Origin of the sequence: Spirillospora sp. NPDC000708 (genome assembly GCF_040299565.1) — a bacterium.
GTDB lineage: Bacteria > Actinomycetota > Actinomycetes > Streptosporangiales > Streptosporangiaceae > Spirillospora.
This window is the reverse complement of sequence record NZ_JBEPCJ010000097.1, coordinates 26,356-41,732: the sequence shown is the minus strand read 5'-3', so window position 1 is coordinate 41,732 and position 15,377 is coordinate 26,356. Positions and strand designations below refer to the sequence as shown.

The window sequence follows — 15,377 nt, the reverse complement described above, 5'->3', positions numbered from 1 at the left end:
CCAAACCCCCAGGTCAACGCGCATCCCCCCACGTGAACGGGGCGGCACCCGATCTCTCGGATACCGCCCCGCCTAGGCACCAGTTTTTCTGTGGACAAGGCGCGGCCGGACGCCCCTCTGGGCGGGATCAGGGGAGGGCGTGGGTCGGCGCCTGGTACTCCAGGGACTCGCGCTCGACCCGGAAGCCGAGCTCCTCGTTGACCGCGAGCATGTGCTCGTTGTCGCCCGAGTTGTCGGTCTCGATCTCGCGGACCTCGGGGCGCTCCGCCGCGAGCCACTCGAGCATCGCGGCTTTGACCCAGATGCCGAGGCGGCGGCCGCGGTGCTCGGGGGCGACGGCGGTGTCGTACTGGGCGGCCCGGCCGGCGGCGTCGTGCGGGACGACGACCTCGGTGAAGCCGGCCACGACCGTGCCGGACGCGTCGAGGGCGGCGACGGTGTAGAGGTCGTCCCCGCGCTTGGCGACCACCTCGGCCGTCTCGCGGACGCGGTGCGCGTCCCAGGGGGCGCCCTCGTACTCGGCGAGGTCGGCCATGGCGTACTTGGCGTGCGCGAGGGCGGTGGCGTGCTCGTCGGGGACGACGCCCCGCCAGCGGATCAGCCGGTAGCCCGGCGGGCCCGCCGCGACCAGCCGGGCGATGCGCTCCGGCGGGACCTCGTCCAGCCGCAGCAGCATGCCGCGCAGCACCAGCACGCACTCGAAGCCGTGCGACTCCAGGAACGGCACCGCCGGGGTGCCCGCGTGGACCTGCGCGATCACGCTGGTGCGGCCGTCGGCGCGCAGGCCCTCGGCGGCGGCCGCGAGCAGCCGGCGGCCGACGCCGCGGCGCCGGTCCCGGGGCCGGACCTGGATGTCGATCTCGGCGGGACGGTCCGCGCCCGGCTCGCCGGGCAGCCGCAGCGCCGCGACGCCGGCCAGTCCCCCGCCGCCGGCCGCGCCCCGGCCGCCGGTGACCGCCCACAGCCGCTGCCGCGAGCCCGGATCGCCGCCGAGGAGCCGCTCGGCCGTCTGCTCCGGCTCCGGCGCGGGCTCCCCCGCCGGACCGGCGGCGTGCACGGCGGACAGCACGGCGTGCCACTCCCGGATCTGCGCGTCCGTCGGATCATCGAGCGCGATGACGTCCATCCGACTGTTGTACCTGATCCCCGTCCGCCGCGACCGGGAGCCCGGGCAACCCGGGATTTCGGACGTCTGGAAGGCCCCTCAGCAGCCGCGCGAGAACACCTCGAGGATCCGCTCGGCGGCGAGCGCCGGGGTGAGCGTCCCGTCCGCGACGCCCTTCTCCAGGCCGGGCGCGATGTCGCGGACGGCGGGGTGGGCGTGCAGCTCGCCGAGCAGCCGCTCGCGGACCATCGCCCACGTCCAGCCGACCTGCTGGCGGCGCCGCCGCGCCTCCAGCTCGCCGGACTCGCGGAGCCGCTCCTGGTGCCCGACGATCTCGTCCCACACCTCGTCGAGGCCGGTGCCCTCCCGCGCGCTGCAGGTGAGCACGGGGGTGGCGCGGGCGCGCTCGTCGCTGCGCAGCAGCCGCAGCGCGCCGGACAGCTCGCGGGCGGCCCGCTTGGCCTCCATTTTGTGGTCGCCGTCGGCCTTGTTGACGGCGATGACGTCGGCCAGCTCGAGGACGCCCTTCTTGATGCCCTGGAGCTGGTCGCCGGTGCGGGCCAGGGTGAGGAACAGGAACGAGTCGACCATCTCGGCGACCGTCGTCTCGGACTGCCCCACCCCGACCGTCTCGACGAGGACGACGCCGTACCCGGCGGCCTCCATCACGACCATCGCCTCGCGGGTGGCCTTGGCGACGCCGCCGAGCGTCCCGGCCGTCGGGGAGGGGCGGATGAAGGCGTCCGGGTCGGCGGCGAGGCGCTGCATGCGGGTCTTGTCGCCGAGGATGCTGCCACCGGTGCGGGTCGAGGACGGGTCGACGGCCAGCACCGCGACCTTGTGCCCCTCCCCCGTCAGCTTCGTGCCGAGCGCGTCGATGAACGTGGACTTGCCGACGCCCGGCACGCCGGTGATCCCGACGCGGCGGGCGTCCCCGGTGTGCGGGGTCAGCTCGACCAGCAGCCGCTGCGCCAGCTCCCGGTGGTCGGGACGGGCCGACTCGACGAGCGTGATCGCCCGCGCGATCCACGCCCGCGACCCGTCCCGGACCCCGGAGACGTAGTCCTCCAGGGCCGGCCTCACCGCGCCGAGTGCCCCAGCTTCGCGGTCAGCTCGTCCAGCAGGCCGATCGCCGCGTCGGCGAGCACGGTGCCGGGCGGGAAGATCGCGGCGGCGCCGGCGGCGCGCAGCTCGTCGAAGTCCTGCGGCGGGATGACGCCGCCGACGACGATCATGATGTCGTCGCGGCCGAGCGCGGCCAGCTCCTCGCGCAGCGCGGGCACCAGCGTGAGGTGCCCGGCGGCGAGGGAGTTGACGCCGACGATGTGCACGTCGGCCTCGACCGCCTGCCGGGCGACCTCGCCCGGCGTCTGGAACAGCGGGCCCACGTCGACGTCGAAGCCGAGGTCGGCGAAGCCGGTCGCGATCACCTTCTGGCCGCGGTCGTGGCCGTCCTGGCCCATCTTCGCGACGAGGATGCGGGGCCGGCGGCCCTCCTCCTGCTCGAACGCGGCGGTCGCGGCACGCGCCTTCTCGATGCTCGACACCTTCCCCGCCTCTTCCCGGTACACGCCGGAGATCGTACGGATCTGCGCGGCGTGCCGCCCGTACGCCCTCTCCAGCGCGTCGGAGATCTCACCGACGGTCGCCTTGGCGCGGGCCGCGTCGATGGCGAGGGCCAGCAGGTTGTGGCTCAGGTCGGACGGGCGGGTGCCGTTCTCGGCGGCCTCCGCCGCGGCGGTGATCGCCCCGAGCGCCGCCTGCGTGGCGGACTCGTCGCGCTCCTCGCGCAGCCGCCGCAGCTTCTCGATCTGCTGGGCGCGGACGGCGGCGTTGTCGACCTTGAGGACCTCGATCCGCTCCTCGGCGTCCGGACGGTACTTGTTGACGCCGATGACGGGCTGGCGGCCGGAGTCGATGCGGGCCTGGGTGCGGGCCGCCGCCTCCTCGATGCGCAGCTTCGGCAGGCCCTCGTCGATCGCCTTGGCCATCCCGCCGGCCTTCTCGACCTCGGCGATGTGGCCCCAGGCGCGGCGGGCGAGGTCGTAGGTGAGGCGCTCGACGTAGGTGCTGCCGCCCCACGGGTCGATCGTCCGGGTCGTCCCGGACTCCTGCTGGAGCAGCAGCTGGGTGTTGCGGGCGATGCGGGCGGAGAAGTCGGTCGGCAGCGCGAGGGCCTCGTCCAGCGCGTTGGTGTGCAGCGACTGGGTGTGGCCCTGCGTGGCGGCCATGGCCTCGACGCAGGTGCGGGCGACGTTGTTGAACACGTCCTGCGCGGTCAGCGACCAGCCGGACGTCTGCGAGTGCGTCCGCAGCGACAGCGACTTGGGGTTCTTCGGGTCGAACTGCTTCACCAGCTTCGCCCACAGCAGGCGGGCGGCGCGCAGCTTGGCGACCTCCATGAAGAAGTTCATGCCGATCGCCCAGAAGAACGACAGGCGCGGCGCGAACGCGTCGATGTCCAGGCCCGCCTCGCGGCCCGCGCGGATGTACTCCACGCCGTCGGCGAGGGTGTAGGCCAGCTCCAGGTCGGCGGTGGCCCCGGCCTCCTGGATGTGGTAGCCGGAGATCGAGATGGAGTTGTACTTCGGCATCCGCTGCGAGGTGTACGCGAAGATGTCGGAGATGATCCGCATCGACGGCGCCGGCGGGTAGATGTAGGTGTTGCGGACCATGAACTCCTTGAGGATGTCGTTCTGGATGGTGCCCGCGAGGCCCTCCGGCTTCACCCCCTGCTCCTCGGCCGCGGCGATGTACAGCGCCAGGACGGGCAGCACCGCGCCGTTCATGGTCATCGACACGCTCATCCGGTCGAGCGGGATGCCGTCGAAGAGCTGCCGCATGTCGTAGATCGAGTCGATCGCGACGCCCGCCATGCCGACGTCGCCGGCCACGCGCGGGTGGTCGGAGTCGTAGCCGCGGTGCGTGGCGAGGTCGAACGCGACCGACAGGCCCTTCTGCCCGGCGGCGAGGTTGCGCCGGTAGAAGGCGTTGGACTCCTCGGCGGTGGAGAACCCGGCGTACTGGCGGATCGTCCACGGCTGGGTGGCGTACATCGCCGGGTACGGGCCGCGCAGGTACGGGGCGATGCCGGGCAGGGTGCCGAGGAAGTCGAGCCCGGCGAGGTCGTCGGCGGTGTACAGCGGCGGGACGCCGATGCCCTCCGGGGTGTCCCAGGTGTGGGCCTCGGGGTCCTTGCCGGTGGCGTCGGCGACGGCGGCGCGCCACCGCTTGGCGGTCGCGTCGGCGGGGGGCGCCGTCCCGAGGTCGATCTCGGTGAAGTCGGGGATCATTCGTTCACTCCCAGATCGTGCAGGGTGGTCTCCAGCGCCTCGATCGCGTCGCATCCGGCGTGCACGCGGGCGTCGACCCCCTCGTAGGTTCCCTTACCCGCGAGCCAGACCTTCACCGCACCGGCGTCCTTCAGGACGCGCGCCGCTTCGGCGGCCTGCTCCTCGTACAGCTTGTCACTGGAGCAGATGCAGGCGACGGTCGTCCCGGACGCCGCGAACTCCTCGGGCGCGCCCGCGACCGTCTCGATGCCGCCGGCCTGGAACAGGTTCGCGGCGAACGACGCCCGCGCGGTGTGGACGGCGATGGGGCCGAGCGTCGCGAGGAACACCTTCGGGCGGGCGCCGGTCGCCTCGGCGTGCGCGTCGGACCGGTCGCGCAGCGCCTCGAAGTCCTGCGCGTAGGTGACGACGGGGAGCCCGCCGCAGGGACGCGCGGGCGCGGCGTCGCGCTCGGGCAGCGTCTCGGCGAGGTTCGGGAACTCGCTGACGCCGGTGAGCGGGGCCTTGCGGCGGGCGAGGTCCTTGCGGCGGCGCGCCCAGGTCGCGGCGAGCCGGTCGGCGACGAGGCCGGAGCCGAGGGCGGCGGCGAGGCCGCCGGCCTTCTCGATCTCGGTGAACCAGGCCCAGGCGGCCTGCGCGAGGCCCTCGGTGAGGCTCTCGGCGTACCAGGAGCCGCCGGCGGGGTCGACGACGCGGGCGAGGCTCGACTCCTCCAGCAGCAGCGTCTGGGTGTTGCGGGCGATGCGGCGGGCGAAGTCGTCGGGCAGGCCGAGCCGCGCGTCGAACGGCTGGACGGTGACGGCGTCGGCGCCGCCGACCCCGGCGGCGAACGCCGCGACGGTGGTGCGCAGCATGTTCACCCACGGGTCGCGGCGCGTCATCATCGCCGACGAGGTGACCGCGTGGATCCGCGCGGACGTCCCCTCCGCGGCGCCGCTGACCTCGGCGATCCGGGCCCACAGCCGGCGCAGGGCGCGGAGCTTGGCGATCGAGGAGAACTGGTCGGCGCTCACCGCCACCCGGAACTCGATCTGCCCGAACGCCTCGTCCACGCCCAGCCCGGCGCCGGTGAGGGCGCGCAGGTAGGCGACGCCGGCGGCGGCCACGGCGCCCAGCTCCTCGGCGTCCCCGCCGCCCGCGTCGTGGTACGGGGTGCCGTCCGCGACGACCGCGTGCAGCCTCGGGAACTCCCGGGCGCACCGGACGGCCAGCGCCGCCGCCTCGTCCAGGGACCCGGCGGTACCGGTGCGGGCCTGGAGGCCGAGGGGGTCGGCGCCGAGGTTGCCCGACGCGTCCGGCCCGTTCCCGCGCTCGGCGACCAGCGCGAGGAACGCCTCGGCGGCCTCCGCCGTCCGCTCTCCCGCGTCCAGCACGACGGGCGCCAGGTCGAGCAGGACGCCGCGCAGGACCTCCGGCAGCGCGGCGACGGGCGTCCCGCCCTCGCCGAGCCGCAGCCACACCGAGGTGGCGCCGTTCTCCAGGTCGGCGAGGACCGCCTCGCGCGTCACGGCCGGGTCCGGGTGGGCGTGCTGCTGCCGGACGTCCCAGCCGGCGAGGCCCTCGCCGTCGGGCCGCACCTCGCGGACGTAGGGGGCGAGCCCGGGCCGTCCGGGCGGGGCGTCGTCGCGCGTGTAGAGCGCGGCGACCGGCACTCCGTCGTAGGTCTCGCGGGTCAGCAGGGACTCGATCTCGCCGAGAGGGGTCTCCTCGGTCGCCGCGCCGGACTTGCGCAGCACCCCCTTCACCATCTCCCGCCACCGGTCCCGCTCGGCCGGGGGGAAGGCGGCGGCCAGTTCGAGTTCTTCAGGCGGCACCGTCATGCCCTGGATGGTAAGCGCACGCCTACACCGCGTCCGAGACCGGGTCCCGGTCACCAGAACCGCCGGGAGGCCCGGATCCGCCGCCGGTTAGCGGTCGGGGCACGGGGAAGAGGCACCCGCATGACGTTGGATGCGCTGCCGGGTGACCTCTACCACATGCAGGACCTGCTCGACGAGCGCGAGAAGGAGATCGTCGAGCGCGTGCGCGCCTTCCTGGAGTCCAAGGTCGCGCCGATCGCCGACGACTGCTGGAACCGGGCCGAGTTCCCCTTCGACCTCGTCCCCGGGTACGGCGAGCTGGGCATCGCGGGGCTCGCCCACGACGAGTGCCCCGGGGAGAGGCCGAGCAGCCTGCTCAGCGGGTTCCTGGCCATGGACATGGCGCGCGTCGACCCGTCCATGGCCACGTTCTTCGGCGTGCACACCGGGCTGGCGATGGGCAGCATCGGCCGCTGCGGGTCGCCGGAGCAGCGCGAGCGGTGGCTGCCCGCCATGGCGCGGATGGAGAAGATCGGCGCGTTCGCGCTGACCGAGCCCGAGGGCGGCTCCGACGTCGCGCTGGGGCTGCGCACCACCGCCCGGCGCGACGGCGACTCGTGGGTGCTGAACGGCGCCAAGCGGTGGATCGGCAACGGCACGTTCGCCGACCTGGTCGTGGTGTGGGCCAGGGACGAGGCCGACGACCAGGTGAAGGGGTTCGTCGTCGGCAAGGACGCGCCCGGCTTCACCGCGACCCGCATCGAGAACAAGATCGCGCTGCGCACCGTGCAGAACGCGGACCTGGCGTTCGAGGACTGCGTGGTCCCCGAGTCCGACCGGCTGCCCGGCGCGAAGGGCTTCAAGGACACCGCCGCGATCCTGCGCCGCACCCGCAGCGGCGTCGCCTGGCAGGCGGTCGGCGTGATGCTCGCCGCGTACGGGATCGCCCGCGACTACGCGGTGGGGCGCGAGCAGTTCGGGCGGCCGATCGCCAAGTTCCAGCTCGTCCAGGACCTGCTGGTCAGGATGCTCGGGAACGCGACGGCCTCGCTCGGCATGGTGGTGCGGCTGGCGCAGCTCCAGGACGAGGGGCTCTACCGCGACGAGCACTCGGCGCTCGCCAAGGCCTACTGCACCAGCCGGATGCGCGAGGCGGTCGGCTGGGGCCGCGAGCTGATGGCGGGCAACGGGATCGTCCTCGACTACGGCATCGGGCGGTTCGTCGCCGACGCCGAGGCGCTCTACTCCTACGAGGGCACCCGGGAGATCAACACGCTGATCGTCGGCCGCGCGGCGACGGGCCACGGCGCGTTCGTGTGACGGCGCGCCACCGCTCCGGCCGGCGCCGCGCCGCGTCCGGACCGGAGCCGGTCGGCGCGCCGCGGCCCCGCTGCGGGCCGGCGGGCCGGTCGTTGCTAGAGTTCGGCGTCGAGGACCCGATCACGACGGGTCTCCGTCCCCCACCGAACGCGGAAAGAGAAGACTGCGCATGTCGACTGGCAGCCACGCCGGACGCCCGAAGTCCTGGATCGCCGTGGCCATCATCTTCGTCGGTTTCGTCATCGGCGGCGTGGGCATCGTCATGGGCCCCGACTGGATCGTCTTCGGGGCGGGCGCCGCGGTCGCCGTGATCGGCGGGATCATCGCCCTCGCGGTCGACATCATGACCGACGTCGTCGTCGACGACCCGCGCCAGTAGCCGTGTTCGGGCGGCCGCCCATCGAGGAGCGGATCGCGGCCCGCCAGCGCGAGCGCGGGCCGCTGAAGCCCGGGACCGTGTTCCCCCACGGGCCCGCGAAGATGCTGTTCTTCTTCGGCATCGGCGTCGTGGTGGTGACCCACATCATCGCCCTGTCGATGTACTTCGTCGACAAGGGCCCCTGAAGCCCCGTCCGACCCGTCTGACGCGTCCGGCCGGCCCGGTTCGTCGGGCCGGTCCGCCGGGCCGGTCAGCGGCGGTCCCTGTCCAGCCCGTTGTGCGGGCCCCTCCTCCGCCCGCCGAAGTAGATCAGGCCGACGAGCACCAGGGCCGCGATCGCCAGCACCACCACGAGCACGCCGACCGAGGTCGAGCCGGTCATCCGGACCACCTTCCTTCGCCGTTGCGCGGTGTCTCCCCCTCGGCACTGCCCGCTGAGCGGCGGGTCAAAAGAGGGTCAAGAGGAATCCCGTCCCGGGAGCGGCCACCTCCGGCGGGTGCGAAGCGGGCCGCGAGAACGTACCGTCGAAGTGACACGGCCGCCTGCGAGCCCCCGACCCCGAGGTGGTGGGATGGCCCTGCGAATGGGAATCGAGGAGGAGTACTTCGTCGTCGATCCCGGTTCCCGGGAGGTCGTCCCCCGTGCCGCCGCCGTGGTGCGGCGCGCGGAGCGGGCGCTCGGCGAGCGCGCCTCCACCGAACTGGTCGACTTCCTGGCCGAGGCGAAGACCCCGCCCTGCGACGACCTCGACAAGCTGGAGGAGCAGGTCGAGGCGATGCGCGCCGCGATGGCGGGCGCCGCGGCCGCCGAGGGGGTGCGGCTGGCCGCGACCGGCACGCCCGTGCTCGGCGACCTCGTGCCCGCGCCGATCGGCGCGGGCGCCCGCTACGCCGAGAGCCTCGCGGTCTACCGGGCGCTGGACGACGAGCAGAGCATCTGCTCCTGCCACGTCCACGTCGAGATGCCCGACCGGGAGCGGGCCGTGGCGGTCAGCAACCATCTGCGGCCCTGGCTGCCGACGCTGCTGGCGCTGGCGGCCAACTCGCCGTACTGGGCGGGCCGCGACACCGGGCACGCGTGCTGGCGGGTCATGACGTGGGCGCGCTGGCCGGTCGCGGGGCCGCCGCCGTACTTCGAGTCGTACGCGCACTACGAGGAGCTCGTCGGCACGCTGCTGGGCTGCGGGGCGCTGATGGACACCGGCACCATCTTCTGGGACGTCCGGCCGTCGGCGCGGCTGCCCACGGTCGAGGTGCGGCTGGGCGACGTCGCGCCGACCGCGGCGGACGCGTCGGTGTTCGCGGCGCTGATCCGCGCGCTGGTGGAGATGTCGGTGCGCGCGGTGGAGGCCGGGGAGCCCCCGCCCGATCCGCCGCAGGAGATGCTGCGCGCGGCGTACTGGCTGGCGGCCCGCGACGGGCTGGCGGGCGACGGCGTGGACGTGTGCACGGGCCGGCCGGCGGCGTTCCGCGAGCTGGCCGGGGACCTGCTCGCGCACGTCCTGCCGGCGCTGCGCGACAGCGGCGACCTGGACCGGGTCGCGGCCGGCGTGCGGCGGCTGATGACCGGCGGGACGGGCGCGGAGCGGCAGCGCGCCGCGTACCGCCGCAGGGGCCGGCTCACCGATGTGGTGGACGCCGCCCTCCTCCGCCAGCGAGCGCTATGAGATGATTCACCCCGTTTTCACCTGCTCGTTCACGGGTAACCGTGGGATGAACGGCGTTCACTGACGGCTTGGGGGCCCCGACGACATGGATCCGGACGACGCGCCACCGGGGGATCCGTTCGTCCATCCCGCCCTCTTCTACCGGGGCGAGGAGGAGTACCTCGCCGGGACCGTCCCGTTCCTCCGCGACGGCCTCGACGCCGGCGAACCGGTCGCCGTCGCCGTCCCCGGGCCCCGGCTCGGCGTGCTGCGCGCCGCGCTCGGCGCCGCCGCCGACGGCGTCCGGTGGCTGGACATGACCGAGGCGGGCCGCAACCCGGGCCGGATCATCCCCGGCGTGCTCCGCGAGTTCGCCGACCGGCACCCCGCCGGGCGCGTCCGGATCATCGGGGAGCCGATCTGGCCCGGCCGGACCGACACCGAGTACCCCGCCTGCGCCCAGCACGAGGCGCTGATCAACCTGGCCTTCGCCGGCCGCGAGGTCTCCATCCTGTGCCCCTACGACGTGGCGGGCCTGGACGACGCCGTGATCTCCGACGCCCGGGCCACCCACCCGGTCGTCATCGACCGGAACGGCGCGCGGGCCAGCGAGGACTACGCGCCCGGCCGCGTCATCGAGTCCTACAACCTGCCGCTCCCCGAGCCGTCCGACGCCGCGCGGATGAGCTTCGACCTGGACGCGCTGCCCCGCGTCCGCGAGTTCACCTGCCACTGGGCCCGGCACCTCGGCCTCGCGCCGGACCCGGCGGGGGACCTCGAGGTGGCCGTGCACGAGCTGGCCGCCAACTCCTGCCTGCACGGCGGCGGGAAGGGGACGGCGCGGATCTGGTCCGAGGACGGCCAGGTCGTCTGCGAGGTCAGCGACGCCGGCACCATCGACGACCCGCTCGCCGGGCGCCGCCCGGCGGCGATGAGCCCGTTCGGCGGGCGCGGGATCCTGCTGGTCAACCACCTCGCGGACCTCGTCCGCGTGTACACCGGTCCCGAAGGCACCGCTATCCGCGTGTACATGCGGGTCTGAGGCCCGCCCGCCCGGCCGCCCGCCCGGCGGCCCGCTCGGACGCCCGCTCAGTCCGCGACGGCGCGGCCGATGCCGGCGAGCGCCTCGGCGAGCAGGGCCGCGCGTCCGGTGGAGGCGGCCCACTCGGCGAGCGTCGCGCTGAGGTTCAGCGCCAGCACGCGGGCGGCGGCCTCCCGCTCCGGCGGGACGGGACCGTACGCGGCCAGCAGCGCGGCGCGGGCGGGGCCGGCGAATCCGGCGTAGGCGATCGACAGGTCGACGGCCGGGTCCGCCCGGCACAGGTCGCCCCAGTCGATCACCCCGGCGGCCCGCCCGTCCCGGTCGAGCAGCAGGTGCCGGACGTGCAGGTCCCCGTGGACGATCACCGGTCCGCCGTCCGGCGCGTCCCGCCGCCGCGCGCCGGCGAGGAGGTCCATGACGGCGGCGTCCCGCTCCCAGACGCCGAGGCGGACCAGCGAGTCCAGCCGCGGGTGCGTCCGCGCGGCGCGGACGGCGGGGTCCGCCCGCTTCATCGGGTCGAGCGGCAGCCCCTCCCCCGCCTCCGCGGCGAGCGCCGGGTCGTGCAGCGCGCGGAGGAAGGCGCCGACGCCTTCCGCGAGGGCCGCCCGGTCCTCGTCCGGCGGCCTGACCTCGGCGAGCTCGCGGCCGGGGATCATCCGCGCGCCCCAGAACGGCCAGGGGAACTCCTCCGACGGCCCGGCGATGAAGCACGGCTCGGGGATCGGCAGCGGCAGGCGCGGGGCGATCGCGGGGAGCACCGCGATCTCGCGCTCGACGCCGGGGACGGCGATCCGCCTGCGGGGGAAGCGGAACGCCCACTCGCCGCCGACCAGGAAGACCGTGTTGTCCCAGCCGGTGGCGAGCGCCTCCACCGGGGCGCCCGCGAGACCGGGGAACCGGGCGCCGACCAGCGCGGCGGCCGCCTCCTCCGTCACCTCGTGTTCGGCCTCCCATTCGGGAGCGGGCGGGGGCGCCGGCGGCGGAGTCGTCACACCGACGAACCGTACCCATTCGATCAGGCCGAGCGGTCACCGGCGAGCCTTCGCCTCCCGGGCCTGCCCCTTCGCTCGGCCGGCGGCTCCGTCCAGGGTGCCCGCCACGGGTTCGACGCGACCGTTCGAGCTCAGGTATTCCGCCAGCTGTGGCGGCCTGTACGTAAAGTCCTCCTCGAAGTGCTCCTTGGCCGTCGAGGCGACGTACTCGTTCCCGTCGAGTCGGTGGGACCCACTGTCGGCGCACTTGCCGATCGGCCGGTCCACGGCCGCCATCAGGCGGTAGAACCTCGTCATCGAGTCATGCGGACGGGCCGTCATGTCCGGCGCCACCCTGAACAGGGTGCTCGTGCTCGGAGTCATATCCGCAGGGCCGTAGGGACCGAATGCGCCCGGACGGAACCGGAGGCCGTATTCCCGCGCCCGGTCGGCCATCCAGAGCAGGGCGATGTCGGAGAGGGACGCGTCGGGGTAGCCGCCGCCGACGTCGCAGTGCGCCCCGCTGAACCAGACCTGCCTCATCTCCTGGCCGTCGACGCCCGGTCTCTGATGCCAGAGCGCGGGCTCGAAGGCCTCCCGGCGCTCGTCGATCGCCAGCGCCTGGAACGCGCCGTCGACCCGGGAGCTGAGCCTGGTGTCGTGGAACTCCCAGCGATGGTTGAGCCGCCTGACCAGCGGCCTGAGCCATCGCGGCCCCATCGCCGGGACGCCCAGGGCGCCGACCGTGTCGAACATCCCGAGGAACCGGATGCGCGGATCATACGAGTACGCCTGGCGGAACAGCGCCGAAGCCACCCCGGACGGCATCTCGGCCGAATTCCGGTACAGCTCCCAGGCCTCCTGGACGCGGTCGGCGTTCTCCCCGCGCAGGACGCCGCAGTTGCGGATCAGTCCGGCAAGGCTGCGGGCGGTGTACGCGCCCCGGCTGAAGCCGAAGAGGAACAGGTCGTCACCGGCGTCGTAGTTGTCGATGAGGAAGCGGTACGCGTCGAAGACGTTCCCGGCGAGCCCCAGGCCGAACGCGCCGCCGCGCAGGCGCTCCCACCGGGTGGTCCCGACACCGCTGTGGTAGTAGACCCGCTGCTCCACCCCCGCGGAGTCCTCCGGGGCGACGGACAGAGCGATCTTGGTGATGTTGGTCGGGGAAGGCCGCCCCGCGGTGGCCTGGTCGGCGACGTTCCACGTGCCGTCGCAGCAGACGACGAGTCGCTTGGTCATCGCGGCCTCCTCCGGTGCGAAGCGGGCTCATACGCCCACCATCACCTCCCACCGTCCACACCAAACCGCGCGTGGTGCAGCGCCGTTGCCGCGCGGGGGCGTCCGGCCAGGCGGACCGCCGCGAGGACGAGCGCGCAGCCCGCGACCTGCGAGATCCCGGGGCGCTCGCCGAGGACCGCCGCGCCGAACGCGACGGCGAGGACCGGCTGCAGGAGCAGCAGCGTCCCGCCCTCCTCGGCGCGCAGCCGGGGCAGCGCGGCGCCGATGAGCATCCACCCGCAGACCTGGCCCGTCACGGCCAGCGCGGCGAGCCAGCCGAGCGCGGCCCAGCCGGGCGCGAGGTCGACGCCCTGCCACGGCGCGCCGATCACGACCGCCATGGCGCCGGCGCCGCAGGTCGACAGCAGGACGGGCTGCGCCCGGTGCTCCTGCCCCCGCCCGGCGACGCGCGTGAGGAACAGGTAGCCCGCGTAGGCGGCACCGGCGCCCACCCCGAACGCGATTCCGGCGGCCGGGTCCGTGCCCGTCCCGTGCTCGGCGACCCCGCCGGCGAGCGCCACCCCGCCGAGCATCACCGGGACGGCGAGCGCGAACGGCCGGGACGGGCGCTCGCCGAAGACCGCCAGCGCCAGCAGCGGCACCACCACGACCTGCACGTTCACCAGGACGGTCGCGATCCCGGCGCCGACCCGGTCGATCGACGCGCCCCACAGCACGAGGTCGGCGCCCAGCAGGAGCCCGGCCGCGACGTCCACCGCCCCGCGCCGGCGCGGCCCGGCGCGGCGCCGCTCCCACAGGGCGAGCGGCGCCAGCACCGGCAGCGCGAGCGCGCAGCGGAAGAAGGCGGCCGTCCCCGACGAGACGCCGGACAGCCGGAACAGGATCGCGGAGACGGAGATGAACACGGCCCCGGCGATCGCGAGCAGACGCGGGTCGATCCTTCGCACGCCCTCCACGCTGCCGCGCACGATCAATTAGCACAAGCGAATGTTCTTTAGCGGAAATCGGTAGCATCTCTACCGTGACGATGAACCTGGAACGGCTCCGGGCCCTGCACGCGGTCTCGGTGCACGGATCGATCGCGGCGGCGGCCGAGGCGATGCACGTGACGCCGTCCGGCGTCTCGCAGCAGCTGGCCAAGCTGGAACGCGAGACCGGCCACAGGCTGCTCGAACCGCGGGGGCGCGGCGTGCGCCTCACCCGCGCGGGCCGGGTCCTGGCGGAGCACGCCGGGCGGGTGCTCGCGCAGCTGTCGGCGGCCGCCGCCGAGCTGGACGGGCTGCGCGCGGACGTGACCGGGCCGGTCCGGCTCGGCGCGTTCGTCACCGCCGCCCGGTCGGTGCTGCCGCCCGCGCTCGCCGCGCTGCGCGAGCGGCACCCCGGCCTGTCCCCCACCCTCCGGGAGGGCGAGACGGAGAACGTGCTGCCCGCCCTCGCGCGCGGCGACCTCGACGTGGCGATGGTGGAGAGCTGGGACACGCTGCCGACCCCGTTCCCCGCCTCGGTGTCGAACGTCCTGCTGTCCTCCGACGTCATCGACCTGGCGCTCCCGGCCGCGCACCCGCTCGCCCGCCGCCGCACCGTCGACCTGCACGAGCTGCGCGGCCTGCGGTGGGCGGCCTGGACGGCCGGCGGGACCTGCGAGAAGCAGATCGTCCAGACGCTGCGCGAGCACAACGTCGACCCCGACATCGCCTGCAACGTGGCCGACTACCCCACCCAACTGGCGTTCGTCGCCGCCGGGCTGGCCGCCGCGATGATCCCCCGGCTCGGCCGCGACCCCGTGCCCGCCGGCGTCCGGATGCTCGCCACCCGCCCGGTCGTGCGCCGCAAGATCTACGTGGCGTGGCGGACCGGGGCCGCGGGCCCGGCCGTCGAGGCGTGCGTCGAGGCGCTGCGCGCCGCCGCCGAGCGCTTCACGGAGGACCGCCTCGCGTCCTGAGCGGCGGAGGGCGACGAGCCGTGGCCGAGACTTGACCGCGGCTTCAGGTGTAGCGGGCCACGCGCGGGAATGATCCTTGCGCCCTGAATCTCCCGATCGTTATGGGGAACGATGCGTTTTCTTGCTCGCGCGCACCAGATGCCCGTCCGGCTGATCGTGGGCGCGTTCGTGCTGAACTCGGGCCTGTCGAAGCTCAAGGGCGACGAGGGGACGGCCGACTACATCCACGGGACCGCCAAGACCGCCTACCCGTTCCTGGAGTCGCAGGACAAGGGCGAGTTCACCCGCAACCTCGGCGCGACCGAGGTGGCGCTCGGCACCGCGCTGGTCACCCCGCTGGTCCCGACGCTGCTGGCGGGCGGGGCGCTCACCGCGTTCGCGGGCGGGCTCATCGGCCTCTACCTGCGGCTGCCCGGCATGCGCGAGGGGCTGCGCCCCACGCAGCAGGGGATCCCGCTCGCCAAGGACTCCTGGCTGATCGGGATCGGCGCCACGCTGGTGCTGGAGGAGCTGAGCCGGGCCCGCGAGGAGCGCAGCGGCCGCCGCGGGCGCCGCGGCCGCCGCCACTGACCGCCTCCGGCCCCGCCGGTGCTGCGCGCCTTGACGGGGGCGCCGGGCCCCGGCGAGGATCGGCGCGTCCC

15 protein-coding genes are annotated in these 15,377 nt (G+C 74.6%); 7 read left to right on the top strand and 8 right to left on the bottom strand.

All coding sequences use genetic code 11. The features are described 5' to 3' along the window. Positions 1–127 precede the first annotated feature (127 nt). From ABT299_RS43290 to ABT299_RS43275, 4 genes are all read right to left on the bottom strand, one after another. Positions 128–1,126: a GNAT family N-acetyltransferase gene (locus ABT299_RS43290; RefSeq protein WP_387030321.1), complete on the bottom strand. Its 999-nt coding sequence runs from the start codon at positions 1,124–1,126 to the stop codon at positions 128–130. A gap of 78 nt (positions 1,127–1,204) precedes the next feature. After that, a complete protein-coding gene (gene meaB, locus ABT299_RS43285) occupies positions 1,205–2,188 on the bottom strand; it encodes a methylmalonyl Co-A mutase-associated GTPase MeaB (RefSeq protein ID WP_500254334.1) in 984 nt (327 codons plus the stop codon). Continuing rightward, positions 2,185–4,398 carry a methylmalonyl-CoA mutase gene (gene scpA / locus ABT299_RS43280; protein WP_387030326.1) on the bottom strand — a complete coding sequence of 738 codons (2,214 nt, stop codon included), beginning with the start codon at positions 4,396–4,398 and terminating at the stop codon, positions 2,185–2,187. Before scpA ends, meaB begins: the two co-directional genes overlap by 4 nt. Continuing rightward, positions 4,395–6,218: a methylmalonyl-CoA mutase family protein gene (locus ABT299_RS43275; protein ID WP_500254333.1), complete on the bottom strand. Its 1,824-nt coding sequence runs from the start codon at positions 6,216–6,218 to the stop codon at positions 4,395–4,397. The genes scpA and ABT299_RS43275 overlap by 4 nt, the downstream gene beginning before the upstream one ends. A 120-nt stretch (positions 6,219–6,338) precedes the next feature. Here ABT299_RS43275 and ABT299_RS43270 point away from each other — a divergent pair, with 120 nt between their 5' ends. From ABT299_RS43270 to ABT299_RS43260, 3 genes are all read left to right on the top strand, one after another. Next, positions 6,339–7,517, top strand: a complete 1,179-nt coding sequence (locus ABT299_RS43270; RefSeq protein ID WP_190854115.1) for an acyl-CoA dehydrogenase family protein — start codon at positions 6,339–6,341, stop codon at positions 7,515–7,517. A 169-nt stretch (positions 7,518–7,686) separates the two neighbouring features. Beyond that, a complete protein-coding gene (locus ABT299_RS43265; RefSeq protein ID WP_151542630.1) occupies positions 7,687–7,896 on the top strand; it encodes an HGxxPAAW family protein in 210 nt (69 codons plus the stop codon). A 2-nt stretch (positions 7,897–7,898) separates the two neighbouring features. Further along, positions 7,899–8,081, top strand: coding sequence for a hypothetical protein (locus ABT299_RS43260; RefSeq protein ID WP_173091808.1), 183 nt, complete (start codon positions 7,899–7,901; stop codon positions 8,079–8,081). Between the two features lie 65 nt (positions 8,082–8,146). On the opposite strand, the gene ABT299_RS43255 is transcribed toward ABT299_RS43260, so the two are convergent. Beyond that, positions 8,147–8,278 carry a hypothetical protein gene (locus tag ABT299_RS43255; RefSeq protein WP_500254332.1) on the bottom strand — a complete coding sequence of 44 codons (132 nt, stop codon included), beginning with the start codon at positions 8,276–8,278 and terminating at the stop codon, positions 8,147–8,149. A gap of 190 nt (positions 8,279–8,468) precedes the next feature. Here ABT299_RS43255 and ABT299_RS43250 point away from each other — a divergent pair, with 190 nt between their 5' ends. Next, positions 8,469–9,563: a carboxylate-amine ligase gene (locus ABT299_RS43250; RefSeq protein ID WP_387030329.1), complete on the top strand. Its 1,095-nt coding sequence runs from the start codon at positions 8,469–8,471 to the stop codon at positions 9,561–9,563. Positions 9,564–9,648: 85 nt separating this feature from the next. Next, positions 9,649–10,584 carry an anti-sigma factor RsbA family regulatory protein gene (locus tag ABT299_RS43245; RefSeq protein ID WP_500254331.1) on the top strand — a complete coding sequence of 312 codons (936 nt, stop codon included), beginning with the start codon at positions 9,649–9,651 and terminating at the stop codon, positions 10,582–10,584. Between the two features lie 47 nt (positions 10,585–10,631). Here the strand turns inward: ABT299_RS43245 and ABT299_RS43240 are convergent, their stop codons facing one another. From ABT299_RS43240 to ABT299_RS43230, 3 genes are read right to left on the bottom strand one after another with little or no spacing between them, the layout of a single operon-like run. Next, the gene (locus tag ABT299_RS43240; protein ID WP_500254330.1) at positions 10,632–11,576 is read right to left on the bottom strand and encodes a phosphotransferase; all 945 of its coding nucleotides are present in this window, start codon (positions 11,574–11,576) and stop codon (positions 10,632–10,634) included. 36 nt (positions 11,577–11,612) lie between these two features. Continuing rightward, a complete protein-coding gene (locus ABT299_RS43235; RefSeq protein WP_500254329.1) occupies positions 11,613–12,794 on the bottom strand; it encodes a T6SS phospholipase effector Tle1-like catalytic domain-containing protein in 1,182 nt (393 codons plus the stop codon). A 41-nt stretch (positions 12,795–12,835) separates the two neighbouring features. Further along, entirely contained in the window at positions 12,836–13,741 is a 906-nt protein-coding gene (locus ABT299_RS43230) for a DMT family transporter (RefSeq protein ID WP_500254328.1), read from the bottom strand. Positions 13,742–13,821: 80 nt separating this feature from the next. On the opposite strand from ABT299_RS43230, the gene ABT299_RS43225 reads away from it, so the two are divergent. Beyond that, positions 13,822–14,736: a LysR family transcriptional regulator gene (locus tag ABT299_RS43225; protein ID WP_190854444.1), complete on the top strand. Its 915-nt coding sequence runs from the start codon at positions 13,822–13,824 to the stop codon at positions 14,734–14,736. Positions 14,737–14,847: 111 nt separating this feature from the next. Next, positions 14,848–15,306, top strand: coding sequence for a hypothetical protein (locus ABT299_RS43220; RefSeq protein WP_190854128.1), 459 nt, complete (start codon positions 14,848–14,850; stop codon positions 15,304–15,306). Positions 15,307–15,377 lie beyond the last annotated feature (71 nt).